The sequence below is a fragment of the Micromonospora sp. MA102 genome (genome assembly GCF_025460765.1).
Classification (GTDB): Bacteria; Actinomycetota; Actinomycetes; order Mycobacteriales; family Micromonosporaceae; genus Micromonospora; species Micromonospora halotolerans.
In genome coordinates this window covers 72,803-88,490 of record NZ_JAMWEG010000022.1, presented here as the reverse complement: position 1 = coordinate 88,490, position 15,688 = coordinate 72,803, and the positions used below count along the sequence as shown (strand labels likewise).

Below are 15,688 nucleotides of genomic sequence, written 5' to 3'. Positions count from 1 at the left end.
ACGCCGCGAAAACTGGACCGACAAGTCCAGTTAAGCTATCGTGACGGACACGACGGCGACGAGGTCGACCGGGCTGACCGCCCGCGGTGCCCGGACCCGGGAGCGGATCATCGAGGTGACAGCCACCCTGGTTTTCCGCCGGGGTGCCGCCGGAACCAGCCTGGACGAGGTCATGGCCGAGGCGGCGGTCAGCAAATCGCAGCTCTACCACTACTTCGCCGACAAGGACGACCTGCTGCGGGCGGTGATCGACCGACAGACCAGCCGTATTCTGGAGGCGCAGCGCGCCCAGCTTGACGACCTCGACTCGATCGAGGGTCTCCGGCGCTGGCGGGATCTGGTCGTCGCGACCCAGGAGGCCGCTGGCTGGGTCGGGGGGTGCCCGCTCGGTTCGTTGGCCAACGAGTTGGCCGACCGGGACGAGAACACCCGCGGTGTCCTCGATTCCTCGTTCGGGCGGTGGGAGGCGCGGCTGGCCGATGGGCTGGCCGCAATGCGGGCCGACGGGCAACTGGTGTCCGAGGCGGATCCCGCGGCCCTCGCCGAGGCGCTCATCGCCGCCCTGCAGGGCGGCCTGCTCCTGGCCAAGACCCGGCGGACCGCCCGACCGCTGGCCCGGGCCCTTGACATGGCCATCGCGCACATCAACACCCTCACGCCCAGCGGGCGGCGACACGGATGACGGACAGGGGCCATCGCGGACGGCTGTCCCGAACCGGTGGCGACACCGAGCAAGGCGCGTCGTGACGGCGTCCCGTGCCTGCGCCGATGCGTGGGCGGTTCGGCCGCGGAGTCGTCAGTGGACGCGGTGGTCCTGAATCGTGATACGCGGGCCGAATCGGGGTTTGCGCAATCCGCTGGCGCCGATGAGCCGCACGATTCGTTGCCGGTGCCCACGCCACGGCTCGAGCAGCTCGAGCATGCCGTCATCGTCGACGGGGCTGCCGGTGAACGCCCAGCCGACCTCCTTTGCAAGGTTGTAGTCGCCGACGCTCACCGAATCCGGATCGCCGTGGGACCGCTGGGTGGTTTCGGCCGCCGTCCACACGCCGACGCCGGGGATGCTGCGCAGACCGGCGCCGACGCGCTCGTCGCCGGCGTCGAGACTTGCCAGACGATCCACGGAGGCGGCGACTCTGCTCGCGGCGATGGCTGTGCGGGACTGCGACGGCTGTACACCGGCGCGGTGCCAGGCCCAGGATGGGATGGGGCTCCACTCCTGCGCGCTCGGCGTGACTCGCAGCCGTGCGGCGCCGGTCCCGGCGCGGCAGTGCCGTAGCGGGCGACGAGGTGGCGCCAGGAATGGTGCGCCTGCCGAGCGGTCGTCTTCTGCCCGAAGATGGCAGCGACGAGCGCGGAGAACACGAGTCCAGTTCGAGTGAGGTGCAGGCCGGAACACCGGCGGCGTACCTCAGCGAGCCGCGCGTGACCGGAGAGGTCGAGCCCACTCCAGTCGTCGTGAGCGCCAAGCAAATCCGGCACGGATTTTCGCGCCCACTCGGCGCCGTCTCCCCACGCCCGGATCCGGAACGCACCCCGATCCGCACCCGCCCCCATCTGGACGTGCAGCGTCGCGGGGCCGTCGGGGGTGCGCACCGCGCGCCAGAACCCATCCGGCGTCGAGAGGAACGTGGGGTCGCCGTCACCGGAGAAGATCGGCCGCACCGTCGCCCGCAGGTCCACCTCGTGGCGAGGCCGGTACACGTCCTCGTGGACGAACTCGGGGTCCGCGTCGAGGGGCATGATGTGAGCGTAGAGCCGGGGAGAGTAGCTCAGCCGAGGTCGCGTTCGGGCGCGGTGAGCTGCTCGTCGTCCTGGCCTCCCACGGGTTCGTGCTTGGGGTACGCGCCGGAGCCGGGATGGATCTTGTCGATGAGGTCGGTGTACTCCGGGTTGCGGGCAATGAACTCACCCACGACCGGGCAGATGATGGTGATTTTCTTCCCGCTCCCGCGGATCTCGTTCAGGACGCGAGAGACGAGTTCCGTGGCTACCCGATGGTTGCGGTAGGCGGGATCGACCCAGGTCGTCAGCAGAACGACACGGCCGCCCACGAACCGGTACGAGAGCTCGGCGATCGCTTCGGCACCGAGGGTGGCGATCCATCGCCCGTGCTCCGCGTCGTTGATGACATCGAGCTCCCAGCTGGACTCCACCTCGCTGAGGCCTGACTTGTCCAGAGCGGCGATGATCAACGCGTTGTTCTCTTCACGGGCGACCGCCTCGGCCTCGGGATTGATCGTCATCGTTACACTTTCTGTCGGGGAGCTAATGGGTGGGTCTAGGACCGGTGTCAACCTTTGGTCACTCCCGGGTGCTCAGGGTCGACGAGGTCGGCGTACTCGGGGTTGCGCTCGATGAAGGTGCGCACGATCGGGCACAGGATGGTAACGGTCTTGCCTTGCGCGCGCACGTCGTCCAAAACGCGTCGGATCAGTTCGGTGGCGATTCCCTGTTTGCGGAACTCGGGGTACACCAAGGCGGCCAACAGCACGAGTCGGTCGTCGCCGGCGACATTGTAGGTCAGCCCGCCGACCTCGCGGTCGCCGACGATGGCGTCGTAGATGCCGGTTTTCTCGTCGTTGACGACGGCGAAGTCGAATGCGGGGGCATGGGGAGCATCGAGGACCTCGTCGATGAGGACGGCCCGCTCCTGACTGACGGTGCCTTTCTCGTCGGGGTGTCCGGCCTCGTCGGGGTACTCGACGGCGTGGCGGGTCGGCTCGGCTGGGCCGGTCATGTGGGTGTCCCTTCGTTAATGGTCATCAGATCGGTCCCGGCACGCGGCGGCAGTCGTACTCGTCCAGCCGCATGCCGTCGACGAGGGCGTAGGCGCTGGGCGCACGCGGATCATCGTCTTCCCCTTGACGCGCTCGGTCGCCGCAAGGGTCCGCAACGTCCTTCTACCGCGGACGTCGGAACTCGAGGACGTACTTGACCCCACCAGAGCGGCCGCCCGCGACCTGGTCCGCGATCGCGGTGCCGTCCTTGATTGGCGTCGTCTGGACATCAATTCTCAGTTTGCCGGAAGCGGCGAGTGCCGCGAGTTCGCCGAGTGCATGTCCGTCGGGCTGCACGTAGAGGTTCGAGGTGGTGATTCCGCGAATCGGATCGGGTGCGTCCGAGGTGATGGAGGTGAGGCGGCCTCCGTCGGTGAGCAGTCCGATCGCGTCCTCGGCGGTGCCTGTCGCGGCGATGAGGACGGCGTCGAATCGGCGATCGATCTTCTGCGCCCAACCGTCAGCGTGGGTGTCGATGACCTCGCTGGCACCGAGGGCGCGGAGCTGATCGGCGCGGGCCGGCCCGGCACCGGCGACGATGTCGGCGCCCCGAAGGTGGGCGAGTTGCACGGCCAGTGACGCGGTGGGGCCGGACGCTCCGACGACGAGCAGGCGGGTGGTGGCGTCGACCCGGAGCTCGTCGAGGGCCTGCTGGGCGGTGAGCCCGGCGACCGGGAGTGCCGCCGCAATCTCCGGAGCCAGGTTCTCGGGCAGTCGTGCGACGTGCGCGGAACGGACCAGGACGCGCTCTGCCCAGGTGCCGCTGCCGCCTGGCAGGGGCGCCTCGTGGACCAGCACGAAGTCTCCCGCGCGGAATTCGGTCTCGTCCGGGCCGGTCGCGGTGACGCGGCCGACGGCTTCGACGCCCAGAGCTGCGGGCGGAACGAGGCCGACGTCCCATCCGCCCGTGTGAAGCAGGGCGTCCCACGGCCCGATCCCTGCCGCGACCACCTCCAGGACGAGCTCGCCCGCGTCAGGCTGGCGGGGGTTCGGAAGGTCGAGGATCTCCAGAGCGCCGTTGGCGGCTCGAACACCGAGTCCGATCATGATTTGTCCTTCTGTGTTGATTCTGTTCGTTCGTGTTTCGGGTTTCAGGCGGCCGGGTTCGTGCTCGGGTCCACGGGCCGCTTGGATTTCGGGAGTTTGTCGACCACGAGCCGGTAGGAGTCGGTGACGAGTTCCTTCACCAGGTTCTCGTCGAGGCTGGGCCCACCTGCTGCCGTGATCCAGTGCTTCTTGTCCATGTGGTAGCCGGTCGTGATCTCCGCGTACTGCTCGCGCAGCCCAACGGCCTCGTCCGGATCGGCCTTCAGGATCACGACGGGGTGTCCCGGCATGTCGGTCATGAGCATGAAGACCTTGCCGCCCACCTTGTACAGCTCCCAATTCGGGCCGACACGGTGCTCGAACGTCACGTCCGGCAGCCCTGTCGCGTACTCGTTCGCGACCTTCTGTAGTTCCTGTCCGTCCATAGCTGATCAACTCCTCTAGCAATCGGTTCGCCCGGGCCGGGCCGCTCAGGCGAAGGTGAACAGACGCTCGGGCTCGAACCGCGACACCGGGGTCTTGTACTGCTTCGCCTCGTCGGGGTAGCCGAGCGCGAGCAGCACGGTGGTGGTGTATCCGGTCGCGCGGATGTTGAAGGCCTTGTCCACGCTGATCGGGTCGAAGCCTTCGAGCGGCATGGCCTCGACGCCGAGCTCGGCGGCTGCCATCATCGTCAGACCCATCACCATGTAGGTCTGCTTCTCCATCCAGTGGTAGGTGTCCTTGTAGCTGTACCTGCGCAGGCTCACGAAGTCACGGGTCATCGATTCCCACCGCTCCTGCTTAGCCTCATCCGCGAACCGGCCGTCGGCCCGCTCCTTGGCGAAAACCGCTTCGAGGTGGTGCTCGGGCACATCGGCCCGAGTGGTGAGGATAATGGTGTGCGAGGCGTTGAGGATCTTCTCGGCGTTGTCCTGGAATCGCTCGCCGAGGCTGGCCGCCAGCCGCTCCTTGCCCTCCTGAGTGGACACGACGTAGAAGTGATTCGGCTGGATGTTCGTCGACGTGGGAGCCGAGCGCAGGAACCTCAGCAGCTGCTGAAGAGTCTCATCCGGGATCGTCTTGCTGCCGTCGAAATACCGGCTGAGGTGCTTGCTCATGAGCTTGTCGAGATCCATGTCATCGCGCTTTCTGTGCGTTGTGCGTGATGAGTTGAGGGGTTGTTGTGGTGAAAGTCGGATACGGCTAGGGCTTGCGGGCGAGGAGTTCGTTCACCCGGTCGAAGCTGATGCCTGTCGTGGCCGAGGCGATGTCGCCGGCCTTGAGCGCCGTGGCCGCCTGTTCGAGAGCACCCATCGCATGCGTGTAGAGCGCAGGGCCCAGGCTGATGCGCTTGACCCCGGCCTTCTGCAGTTCAGAGACGGTCAGCACCTGGTCCGCCGGTGAGATGAGAACGTTCACGGGTGTCGGCGCGACGGCGGTGACGATAGCGACCAGGGACTCGAGGTCGGGCGGGAACGGCGCGTAGAGCACGTCGGCGCCGACCTCGGCGAAGGCCGTCAGCCGTCGGATGGTGTCATCGAGGTCAGGCCGCCCCTGGATGAAGTTGTCGGTGCGAGCGGTGACGACGATGCGTCGCTTCGCCGCGGCGACCGCACTGCGAACCCGGCCTACCGCGTCGTCGAAGTCGCGGATCGGGTCATCGGGATTCCCGGTGGTGTCCTCGATCCCGATGCCGGCCAGCGCGTGCGCGACGGCACTGTCCACAGTCACTGCGACGTCCTCGGCGGTGACGCCGTAGCCGTCCTCGAAGTCACCGTTGACGGGCAACCCCGTGAGCCGGCCGAGCAGCTGTGCGTGGTCGAGATGCTCGTCGCGGGAGATGCTGTGGCGTCCGTCGATGCGGCCGAGCGCGGCCGCCAGGGCCGCCGACGACGTGCCGATGGCCTCGAAGCCGGCATCCGCCAGGACCAATGCCGACACGCCATCCCAGGCATTCGGCATGACGAGGCCCCCTTCTCGGGTGTGCAGCGCCATGAACTTCTCATATAGCTCAGAACCGGGCATGTCGTTCCTTTCCAGTGCAGCCGATCAGGGCGAGGGTTCGACCGGTCAGGCCGCTGTGCTCGTGAGTTTGGTAAGCGCTCATGGGAGGTCGGGGGCCGGGATGTCGACGTCGGTCAGGTTCACGTTGTTGAGGTAGTTCGTCAGCAGTGCTTCGCCGCCGCCCCGCCAGCTCGATGTCCTCCGCGGACATGCCGCCCTTCAGGGACCCGGCCGTGTGCGGCGCCAGGCAGTAGGTCGCAGCCATCGGCTTCGGACACGGCCAGCGCGATCGTGTGGCGCGTCCTCGCGTCCAGGAGGCTGCTCGCCTTCGTCTGCACCGTCATGACGAGATCGAGGACGGTCGGGCTCGAATCGAGCATGGTGAACATATTCGGTACGAAGCCGAACTGCGCTCCGACCTCGTCAAGAGTGCCCCGCACGTCGGCGGAGGGCTCATCGGCGGGAAGAACGTTCAGGCGTGGCACGGGAGATCCACTCCGGTTCGTGTGGGTGGTGGTCGGTAACCGACCCAGGTCAAGTTTTGGGCTGCGTAGCCCACTCCGTAGATGCAACACTACACATGACTGGGCTGTCAAGCCCACTTTTGCTAAGATGTGAATCATGAAGTCCACGACGGCAGCGCCAGCGCCTCGCCAGCTCACCGAGAAGGGGCAGGCGACGCGTGCCCGGATACTGGAGCACGCCGCCGCGCTCATCTACGCCGAGGGCGTCCACGCCACGAACAACGACAAGCTCCGGCGCGCCGCCGGCGTCAGCGGGTCGCAGATCAACCACTACTTCCCGACCAAGGAGAGCCTCGTCCTGGCGGTGATCGAATGGCAGGCTGAACGCGTCCTCGGGTTCCATCGCGGCGAACAGTTCGACGGCTTCGAGAGCCTCGAGGGGTTTCGGAAGTGGGCGGCGTTCTATATCGGGTATGAACGCTCCTACCAGGAAGGCTGCAGCCTCGGGTCGCTCGCCAGCGAGATCATCAAGACCGACCTCGACGTTCACGATGAGCTTGCGGATGCGTTCGCCCAGTGGCGAGAGATCTTCCGCGACGCGCTCCTCCGCCTGCAGCGGCAGGGCCGTCTGAGCGACGAGGCCGACCCCGAGCAGCTCGCGAGCCTGCTCCTCGCCGCGTTCCAGGGCGGCATGCTCCTCGCACAAGTCGCCCGGGACATCTCGCCCCTCAGGGACGCCCTGGAAGCCGCTCTCGACTACATCGAGACCTTCGCGATCCCACACGACGCATAGGCAGTTGGAACCGAATCCGCCGCTCGACTTCCCTAGATCGGCCGTCCATCATCGGCGCATCCCGACACCGATGCCGAGAGCGACGTGCGGCTCCGGTGCATTCGCCCGGGCGTCGATGATGACCGGCCGGATCTCGGGGGGTTAAGACCAAGCTAGCTGGCGCCCCCGGCGTCCCGATCACTGAGCCGCGCTCGATGATCGGCTGGTGGAAGCGGCGGCGTCAACAGGGTTCACACCCTCTGAAGCGGCCATCGCGTTCTTCCCTCCTTCTCTGACTTGGTCGTCTTGAAGGATCGACGCGATGGCCGTCGCTCATCTACGCAACAAGCCCATCACGGGCCAGTCGTGCACCACTTCTGCGCCACCGCGACCAGTGGGCTGCGCTTCTGCGCCATCACACTGCCGCGACCTCGAGCACGGTCGCCTGCGGTTCGACCACCGGCGGCTTAAGGTGCTCCTTCGGCAGCAGGTCGGCCACCGTACGCCCCTCGGCGCCGCGCAGGAACACGTCTGCCGACGGCTCGTCGATCATCCGCGCCAGGGTCGGATCCTCCCGGCAGTAGCCCGGAATCACCAGGCGCAGCACCGGCGTGCCGGGCAGCACGGTCACCGGGCAGCCGCGCCCGTCGACCACGATCAGACCGGGGAGATTGTGCGCGGCCAACACCCGGGCCGCCTCCAGCACCGGAGCGTCAACGGTGATGGACGGGATCGGAACGGCCAGATCTCGGGCTCGTGCTCGTCGACCTGATGCTGCCCGGCCGCGACGGCCTCGAGTGCATCCGGCAACTGCGCCGCGAGGATGATGTGCCGGTCGTGGTGGTGAGCGCCCGGGACGACACCCACGACATCGTCGCCGCGCTGGAGGCGGGCGCCGACGACTACCTCGTGAAGCCGGTGGCGATCGAGGAGCTGTCGCCGTGCACAACATCTCCACCCACTGGCTGCGGCACGCCACTCCACTCACCTGGGTGGAACGCCACTTCCGCTACGGAATCGTTCGCGCCGACGCCGGACACACCGACAGCCCGCAGCGGGCCCGGCCGCGAGCCCGCGGTAACGCAGCAAGGCATAGCTGAGCACGGCGAAAGGCCGGCACGTGCCGATCACCCGCCGGGAGGGATGGCGTGCGACGGTCAGCTGGGCCGCGTCGAGGGCGAGCAGGGCGCCGATCAGACCGTTGACGGGACGGAGCTGGTTCTCGGCGAACCGCTCGTCGGGCGCGCTCAGGCCCTTCGCGTCCGTCGGCTGGACGACGAAATCGCGAACAAGGCGGCAGATCTCCACGGCCTCGCGCGGGAGGGCCGCCAGCGCAGGCTCATGGACCGTGTCGATCCTCGTCAGTGGACCTGCCACCGCGTAGTCGATCACCCTTGTCGTGCCGGGCATGAAGAGAGCTGCACGAGCCACCGCAGCTTGGGCCTGCAGTGGACGCGGGCGACGGTGCTGACCGTGTCGGCCTGAGCCTGGGCGGCCGACGGGGGCGCGCTGATCACCAAGCGCAGGGCGCGTAGTCCTTCAGGAAGCAGCCGTAAAGGTCTTCGCCCTGCTCGCCGCGGACGATCGGGTCGTACACCCGGGCCGCGCCGTCAACCAGGTCCAGCGGGGCGTGGAAGCCGGCGTCCGCCAGTCGCATCTTCGTCGGGTGGGGCCGCTCGTCGGTGATCCAGCCGGTATCGACGCTGGTCATGAGGATGCCGTCGGCCAGCATCTCCTGGGCGCTGGTCCGGGTCAGCATGTTCAGCGCGGCCTTGGCCATGTTGGTGTGCGGGTGCCCTGGCCCCTTGTAGCCGCGGGCGAACTGGCCCTCCATCGCCGACACGTTCACCACGTACTTGCGGCGGGCGGTCGCTGCGGCCATCGCCGGTCGCAGCCGGCTGACTAGCACGAACGGGGCCGTCACGTTGCACAGCTGCACTTCGAGCAGCTCGACCGGGTTCACCTCGTGTACCCGCTGTACCCAGCTGTTGACCGGGTCGAGGTCTGGCACCAGACCGCCGGCGTCGATGGCGGTGGCTGCCGCGATGCGTTCTGGCGAGGCGGAGCCGCTGGTCAGCGCCAACGCGGTGAGCGCCTGCGGGGTGATCGTGGCCGACTTCGGCGGGGCGGTCAGGCTGCCCGTCGGGTCGCCCCGGCCGACCGGTTTGGCGAACGTGATCATCTCCGGCAGCGGGCCGTCCGGCAGGGCCGCCGCCTCCGCGGCGACGAGCTGCGAGTACGCCCCGGGCGTGCGGCGGACGGTCTGCGCCGCGTTGTTGATCAAAATGTCGAGTGGTCCCTGGCCGCTGACCGAGTCAGCGAGGGCGATCACCTGGGCGGGGTCGCGCAGGTCGATCCCGACGATTCGCAGGCGGTGCAGCCAGTCACCGCTGTCTGGCATCGCGGCGAATCGGCGGACCGCGTCGTGGGGAAACCGCGTGGTCACCGTGGTGTGCGCGCCGTCGCGCAGCAGCCGCAGCGCGATGTACATGCCGATCTTCGCCCGGCCGCCGGTGAGCAGCGCGCGCCGGCCGGTCAGGTCGGTGCGGGCGTTCCGGCGCTCCCGGTTGAGCGCGGCGCAGGGCGGGCAGAGCTGATGGTAGAAGGCGTCCACCTCGCGGTAGCGCTGCTTGCAGACGTAGCAGCCGCGCGGATTGTGGAGGAAGCCCGCCGTGGCACCCACGGTGGGGGAGGCGAGCGGGATGCCCTGGGTCTCGTCGTCGATCCGGCCCGGGGCGCCGGTGGCGGTGGCCGCCGTCACCGCGCGGTCCGCCGCCGCGATGGCATCCCGCCGTTCCTCGCGTCGCCGCTGCTTGATCACCTTGTAGAACTTCGCGGTGGCCCGCTGCACCCGCACCACGTCGGGGTGATCGGGAGGCAGGTTCTCCAATGCCTCAAAGACGCTGAGACAGGTCTCGAGCAGGCTCCGATCGATGCCGTATTGACCGGTTTCCGTAATTTTGTCCGCCGCCATGCCGTCGCTGTCTCATCCCGTTCCGGCGCCGGATCTCCCCGGCCCACCCCAAGTCCGACCCGGAACTGTACGCACCGCAGGGCCTCCGACGCACCCCGCGTCGCGGTCGGGGCCGTCGGCGACGTCGAGGTCACACCCGCTAGGGAATATGCGCAGGTCACGGTGGAAAGGAGCCGCTGGATGGCTCGGCCTTGCGCGTGGGGGCGGAGTGGGTGCAGGGATGCGCCGACGCGCAGACCGCGGGCTTGCGATGAGGCCGCACAAGCCCAGTACATTCGGCCCCTTGATCACTCACGCCGTCGTCTGGGACCGAGGCGTCCCCGGGGCTGGGGGTAGAGGACATCTCGGACCCTCTGAGTTGTCTCATCCGAACGAGATTGGCGACGCCCCCAGGTGAACCTCTGCGACGCTACGCTGGTAACTCAAGGATGATCGCTGTCAATCGAGCAATGCCCGCAGGAACATCCGTTCGTTCTCGGGGACATATGAAGCGTAGTAGTCGTAGAGATTCTGGCGCGCGATACGTGCCGCGGCGGTGCCGTCGCCAGCTCGAACCGCCTCAAGCACCTCGGCATGGTGGGCGATGCTCTCCTCCATCTGCGCGGTGCGGTCGAGCGCGTGCACAATCTTCTCGGCGATGAGGGTGAGCGCCACCGACCGCACCACCTGATTGCAGACCTGGAGCAGTCGATTGCCGCTGGCTCTCGCGACCGCGTCGTGGAACGCCACGTCGGCCCGGCTGAACTCCTCGTATCCGAGGGACACGCTGTCGCGCATCACCTTCAGCGCTGTGTCCATCTCGCTGAGCTGCTCCTCTGTGCGCAGCTGGGCAGCGAGCAGGTTGGCGGTCGCATCCAGCAACATGCGGAACTGAATAAGCTCGGTGAGGGTCAGCTCGGAGAGTCGGGCCAGAGTGGTCATCGACTTCTGCAAGGTGGCCGGGGAGAATGGCATGATCTCCGCACCCGCCGGGTCGCCGGCCCGCGAGCGGACCATGCCATTGCTCTGGAGAACCCGCAGCGCCTCGCGCACGGTGGCGCGGCTGACCGAAAACTGCTGGACCAGGTCGCGCTCGGACGGCAGTCGTTCGCCCGGGCGCAGGTCACCGCGGAGGATTGCCTCCTCGATCTGCTGCACGATCCGTTCGTACGCCCGCACGGGTTGGACCGGCTGAAATCGCGGCCGTTGGGCCACTGGCTACCCCTCGTCTTCAAAGTCTGCAGAAGCGCTCGCGATGCAGCGGCATCGCCGTGGTGGGGCGAAGCGATCCGACCAAATACGGCCGTCTGCCCGGGAATGGTAACGCCCACGGCGCTCGGCAGGCGCGACGGTCAGGTCGCGCCTGCCGATTCCGCGAAGTGTCGTTCTCCGGGTCGGGATCAACTCCTGGTGGCTGCTCGGCGTCGGATCAACAAGCCGCCGGCCAGCCCGGCGAGCCCGACCAGGGCCAGCCCTCCGTTGACGAGCAAGGGGGAGGGGCCGTTGCCGCCGGCAGAGGCGGGGCCGGTGAACGAAACCGGTTGCCGCGATCCGTCGGTCTTCTTCTCCTCGGCTGCGGGGGCGCTCGACTGGGCGGCCGGCCCCGTGGTCGACGAGCCGCCGACCGACGGAGTGCCGCCGGAAACCTTCGCGGCGGCCGCGGCCAGCGAATCGGCCGTGACCTCCGGCGCCGCGCCGCGCTGGTCCGCCGGCAGTGGGGAGAGCTTCTTGCACGCCGAGGGATACCGGTCGCAGTAGCTCTGTGCCGTCCCGACGGTGGTGGCGTTGAGAATCGCGTGCCCGACCGCCCGGGTGAGGGTATCGGCGGCCGCGTTGAAGATGCGGTTGAGCTGGCCACCGTCGGCGTTGACGCGCAACGGGGTGCCGTCGCCGGTCGAGGTCGCGAAGACCGTGTCGCCGTCGCTCAGCGTGTGGATCGGGTTGATCGCCCGGGCAAGGCCGTCGTGCGCGTTGGTGGCCATCCGGGCGGCGGCGGCCTTCTCCAGCGGCGCGTTGGTCGCGACCACCGCGATCGTGGTGTTCATCGACGGTTCGTCCGCCTTGGCGCCGGACGCGCCGGGCGGGTTGCATTCCTGCTTCTTCGGCGTCTCCAGGCCGCGGAACTCGCCGGCCACCTCGTATCGGGCGGCGAACAGCGAGCAGTCCCGCGGGTCGACCGGGGACCCGACCGAGTTCACCACGACGATCGCGCCGACGACGATGCCGTTGTCGAGGACCATGCTGGCCGTGCCGACACCGCCTTTCAAACCACCCGAGCGGGCCCCGGTGCCGCCGCCGACCACACCCTGTGCGACGGCGCTCGCCTTGGCGTTCTCGGCTGCGAGCCAGCCCCAGGCGGGGGTGGTGCGGGCGCGGAAGTCGCCGCCCCGGCCCAGATCGAAGATGTCGGCGGCCGGCACGATCGGAGCGACTCCGTTGCCCACGCGGACGCCCTCGCCGCGTTCCTCGAGCCAGCGGATGATGCCGTCGGTGGCGGACAGCCCGTACATGCTGCTCCCGCCGAGCATCACCGCGTTGACGCCGGGGTTGGAGTTGAGCGGGTCGAGCAGGTCGGTCTCCTTGGTGGCCGGCGCGCCGCCTTCCTGGTCGACCCCGGTCACGGACATGCGGGGGGTGTAGACGACGGTGCTGCCGGTCAGGTACGGGGCTCGGGTGGACTGGACCTGGCCGACGTGGATGCCCGGGACGTCGGTGATCGCGTTGTACCTGCCGGGCAGACCGGGGGTGTCCGCCGCCGCGGCGGGACCGGGAACGCCGACGGTGACGACCGAGAACATCAGCGCCCCGGCGAGCAGTGCGGCGGACCGCGAAGCCATGGATGTCATGAGATCCCCTTTGTGTGGAGTGGGTGCCGGATCCGCTCCTGGGTCCGCAGCGGTGGGCCCCGATTCCGGCGAAGACCGTCGGGTTGAGCTCTTGACCTTCCCTGCGGGCGAGTGAGAGCGTGGGGGTCCACTGAGGCTACTGGTCAGACCAGGCAAGGTAAAGAGCGTCCGCATAGAACGGAGAGCTCGGCGTGCAGGACCTCCGCGTGGCAGTGATTCCCGGCGACGGCGTGGGCCCCGAGGTGGTCTCGGCGAGCCTTCCCGTGCTCCGAGCGGCCGCCGGGTGCGCCGGCAGGACGCTGGACATCGTCGAGTTCGACTGGGGCGGCGACCGGTATCTGCGTACCGGACGAGCGATGCCCGCGGACGCCGCCGACGTGCTCCGCGACTTTCCCGCGGTGCTGTTCGGGGCGGTCGGCCGGCCGGACGTGCCGGACCACGAACTGATCTGGGGTCTGATCATCGGGGTGCGGCAGGCCTTGGACCTCGCGGTCAACGTCCGGCCCGTCCAGTCCTGGGCCGGCGTGACGACCGCGCTGCGCGAGCCGGAGGGGATCGACCTCGTCATCGTCCGGGAGAACACCGAGGGGGAGTACGCCGGCATCGGCGGTCGCGCGCACACCGCCACTCCACACGAGGTCGGCATCGAGGTGGCGGTCCACTCGCGGCCAGCCATCCTGCGAGCCGCCCGGTACGCCTTCGACCTCGCACGGACCCGGCGGGGCAGGGTGAGCCTGGTGACGAAGTCGAACGTTCTTCGCCACGGCTACACGCTCTGGGACTCCGTCGTCGCAGAGGTGGCGGCGGAAAACCCCGACGTCGCGTGCGAGAACGTGCTGGTCGACGCAATGGCCGTCCGGCTCGTGCAACGGCCCCGCGAACTCGACGTACTGCTGTGCAGCAACCTGTTCGGCGACATCCTCTCCGACCTCGCGGCCGCGCTCGTCGGCGGCATGGGCATGGCGCCGAGCGCGAATCTGCTGCCAGGGGGCGACGTGCCGGCGCTCTTCGAGCCGGTGCACGGCTCGGCCCCGGACATCGCCGGGCGTGGCGTGGCCAACCCGGTCGCGTGCATGCTGTCCGGAGCCATGCTCTTCGACCACGTCGGCCTGCCGGCAGCCGGGCGAATCGTGCGCGACGCGGTCGCGACCGCGCTTCGCGATCCTTCCCTGCACACCCCCGATCTCGGTGGCATCGCCACCACGAAGGAACTCGCGGCGGAGATCCTGGCCGTCGTGGAGACCAGCACCGCACCGTGATCACGTCACACCAGTCCGCTCGCCAGCCCGGACCGGCCCGCCCGGCCCCTGTACCAGGAGAAAAGCCGTGACACGACCGCTCGCCCGGCTCGTGACGGTGACCGCGACCGTCACGCTCGCGATTGCCGCCGCGGGATGCTCATCGGGAACTTCGGGAGATTCCGCCACCACCTCGAGTCTGTCGGTCGGCTTCGTCGCCGAGCCGGCCAACCTCGACTTCACCAGCACCGACGGCGCCGCGATCCCGCAGGCGCTGCTCGTCAACGTGTACGAGGGCCTGGTCAAACTCGACCAGGACGGCAAGGTCGTGCCGTTGCTCGCCGAGTCGTGGGAGGTCAGCCCCGACCGCAAGACCTACACCTTCCACCTACGCGACAATGCCACCTTCACCAACGGCAAGAAGTTCACCGCCGACGACGTCGTGTTCAGCATCAACCGCGTCAAGACCGACTGGAAGGTCTCGTTGAAGTCGGCGATGGACGTCGTGGCCAACGTGGAGAAGAAGGACGACACCACGGCAGTCGTCACCCTGGCCAAACCGAGCAACTCCTGGCTGTACAAGATGACCACTCGGATCGGCGCCATGTTCAGCCGGGACGGGGTCGCCGACCTGGCCAACAAGCCCGTCGGCACCGGCCCCTACAAGCTGGAATCGTGGCGTCGCGGCGACGCCATCACCTACTCGGCCAATGAGAACTACTGGGGCACGAAGCCGAAGGTGAACAAGGTCGTGCTCAAGTACTTCAAGGACGCCACGGCCTTGAACAACGCTCTGCTGACGGGCGGCATCGACGTCATCTCCGCCGTCCAGGCCCCCGAGTCGATCCAGCAGTTCTCCGACACCTCGAAGTACGAGGTCATCGAGGGCACGACGACCGGCGAGGTCGTGCTCAGCTTCAACAACTCGAAGCCTCCGCTCAACGACAAGCGGGTCCGCCAGGCGATCCGGTACGCCATCGACCACAAGGCGCTGCTGGACACCGCCTGGGCCGGGCGGGGTCAGCTCATCGGCACCATGGTTCCGCCGACAGACCCCTGGTATGAGGACCTGACCAACCTGTACCCGCACGACCCGGCGAAGGCCAAGGACCTGCTGACCCAGGCGGGACAGAGCAACCTCAAGCTGCGGATGCGCATCCCCAACCTGCCCTATGCCGTGGCGTCGGCCCAGGTGGTCAAGTCGCAGCTCGCCGCGGTGGGGATCACCGTGGACATCGAACCGCTGGAGTTTCCCGCCAGGTGGCTGGACGTCGTGTTCAAGCAGGCCGACTACGACATGTCAATCATCAACCACGTCGAGCCGCGCGACGTCACCGCCGTCTTCGGCAACAAGGACTACTACCTGCGCTACAACAACCCGAAGGTGCAGGAGCTGTTCGCCAAAGCCGACGCCGGCACGGAGGACGAGCAGGTCGCCGCGATGAAGGAGGCCGCGCGGATCATCTCCGAGGACGCCGCCGGTGACTTCCTGTTCCTCTTCCCGAACCTCATCGTGGCGAAGAAGGGCATGACCGGTCTGCCGAAGAACGTGGTGTCCGAGTCCTTCGACCTGAGCGTGCTGTCCCCGTCCGAGGCCTGACC

At 68.2% G+C, this 15,688-nt stretch carries 16 protein-coding genes and 1 pseudogene; 5 read left to right on the top strand and 12 right to left on the bottom strand.

The window, feature by feature from the left end; translation table 11 throughout:
- The first annotated feature begins 40 nt into the window (after positions 1–40).
- A complete protein-coding gene (locus NFX44_RS29705) occupies positions 41–682 on the top strand; it encodes a TetR/AcrR family transcriptional regulator (protein ID WP_262286912.1) in 642 nt (213 codons plus the stop codon).
- 114 nt (positions 683–796) lie between these two features.
- On the opposite strand, the gene NFX44_RS29700 is transcribed toward NFX44_RS29705, so the two are convergent.
- The 8 genes from NFX44_RS29700 to NFX44_RS29665 all read right to left on the bottom strand — a co-directional run bounded on the left by NFX44_RS29700 (position 797) and on the right by NFX44_RS29665 (position 6,298).
- The gene (locus NFX44_RS29700) at positions 797–1,123 is read right to left on the bottom strand and encodes a hypothetical protein (RefSeq protein ID WP_262286911.1); all 327 of its coding nucleotides are present in this window, start codon (positions 1,121–1,123) and stop codon (positions 797–799) included.
- A gap of 649 nt (positions 1,124–1,772) precedes the next feature.
- Complete coding sequence (locus NFX44_RS29695) at positions 1,773–2,246, bottom strand: GNAT family N-acetyltransferase (RefSeq protein ID WP_262286910.1); 474 nt, start codon at positions 2,244–2,246, stop codon at positions 1,773–1,775.
- A 47-nt stretch (positions 2,247–2,293) separates the two neighbouring features.
- The gene (locus tag NFX44_RS29690; RefSeq protein WP_262286909.1) at positions 2,294–2,740 is read right to left on the bottom strand and encodes a GNAT family N-acetyltransferase; all 447 of its coding nucleotides are present in this window, start codon (positions 2,738–2,740) and stop codon (positions 2,294–2,296) included.
- Positions 2,741–2,903: 163 nt separating this feature from the next.
- Positions 2,904–3,827, bottom strand: coding sequence for an NADP-dependent oxidoreductase (locus NFX44_RS29685; protein WP_262286908.1), 924 nt, complete (start codon positions 3,825–3,827; stop codon positions 2,904–2,906).
- A 44-nt stretch (positions 3,828–3,871) separates the two neighbouring features.
- Positions 3,872–4,252 carry an MmcQ/YjbR family DNA-binding protein gene (locus NFX44_RS29680; protein ID WP_262286907.1) on the bottom strand — a complete coding sequence of 127 codons (381 nt, stop codon included), beginning with the start codon at positions 4,250–4,252 and terminating at the stop codon, positions 3,872–3,874.
- A 45-nt stretch (positions 4,253–4,297) separates the two neighbouring features.
- Positions 4,298–4,945 (bottom strand): nitroreductase family protein, encoded by a 648-nt coding sequence (locus tag NFX44_RS29675; RefSeq protein ID WP_262286906.1) that lies wholly within the window; start codon positions 4,943–4,945, stop codon positions 4,298–4,300.
- 67 nt (positions 4,946–5,012) lie between these two features.
- Complete coding sequence (locus NFX44_RS29670) at positions 5,013–5,804, bottom strand: isocitrate lyase/phosphoenolpyruvate mutase family protein (RefSeq protein WP_262286905.1); 792 nt, start codon at positions 5,802–5,804, stop codon at positions 5,013–5,015.
- 170 nt (positions 5,805–5,974) lie between these two features.
- Complete coding sequence (locus NFX44_RS29665) at positions 5,975–6,298, bottom strand: hypothetical protein (protein WP_262286904.1); 324 nt, start codon at positions 6,296–6,298, stop codon at positions 5,975–5,977.
- Positions 6,299–6,434: 136 nt separating this feature from the next.
- Between NFX44_RS29665 and NFX44_RS29660 the strand changes: the two genes are divergently transcribed.
- A complete protein-coding gene (locus NFX44_RS29660; protein WP_262286903.1) occupies positions 6,435–7,070 on the top strand; it encodes a TetR/AcrR family transcriptional regulator in 636 nt (211 codons plus the stop codon).
- 394 nt (positions 7,071–7,464) lie between these two features.
- Here the strand turns inward: NFX44_RS29660 and NFX44_RS29655 are convergent, their stop codons facing one another.
- Positions 7,465–7,755: a hypothetical protein gene (locus tag NFX44_RS29655; RefSeq protein WP_262286928.1), complete on the bottom strand. Its 291-nt coding sequence runs from the start codon at positions 7,753–7,755 to the stop codon at positions 7,465–7,467.
- On the opposite strand from NFX44_RS29655, the pseudogene NFX44_RS29650 reads away from it, so the two are divergent.
- A pseudogene (locus tag NFX44_RS29650) lies at positions 7,748–7,988 on the top strand (response regulator transcription factor); the annotation flags it as partial. The gene NFX44_RS29655 and the pseudogene NFX44_RS29650 sit on opposite strands and share 8 nt — an antisense overlap.
- A gap of 574 nt (positions 7,989–8,562) precedes the next feature.
- Here NFX44_RS29650 and NFX44_RS29645 read toward each other — a convergent pair.
- The 3 genes from NFX44_RS29645 to NFX44_RS29635 form a co-directional block, all read right to left on the bottom strand.
- A complete protein-coding gene (locus NFX44_RS29645; RefSeq protein ID WP_262286902.1) occupies positions 8,563–10,023 on the bottom strand; it encodes an SDR family oxidoreductase in 1,461 nt (486 codons plus the stop codon).
- A 438-nt stretch (positions 10,024–10,461) separates the two neighbouring features.
- Entirely contained in the window at positions 10,462–11,160 is a 699-nt protein-coding gene (locus NFX44_RS29640) for a FadR/GntR family transcriptional regulator (protein ID WP_262286901.1), read from the bottom strand.
- A gap of 242 nt (positions 11,161–11,402) precedes the next feature.
- The gene (locus NFX44_RS29635) at positions 11,403–12,839 is read right to left on the bottom strand and encodes a P1 family peptidase (RefSeq protein WP_262286900.1); all 1,437 of its coding nucleotides are present in this window, start codon (positions 12,837–12,839) and stop codon (positions 11,403–11,405) included.
- A gap of 215 nt (positions 12,840–13,054) precedes the next feature.
- On the opposite strand from NFX44_RS29635, the gene NFX44_RS29630 reads away from it, so the two are divergent.
- Complete coding sequence (locus tag NFX44_RS29630; RefSeq protein WP_262286899.1) at positions 13,055–14,107, top strand: isocitrate/isopropylmalate dehydrogenase family protein; 1,053 nt, start codon at positions 13,055–13,057, stop codon at positions 14,105–14,107.
- 67 nt (positions 14,108–14,174) lie between these two features.
- Positions 14,175–15,686, top strand: a complete 1,512-nt coding sequence (locus tag NFX44_RS29625; protein ID WP_262286898.1) for an ABC transporter substrate-binding protein — start codon at positions 14,175–14,177, stop codon at positions 15,684–15,686.
- Positions 15,687–15,688: the final 2 nt, after the last annotated feature.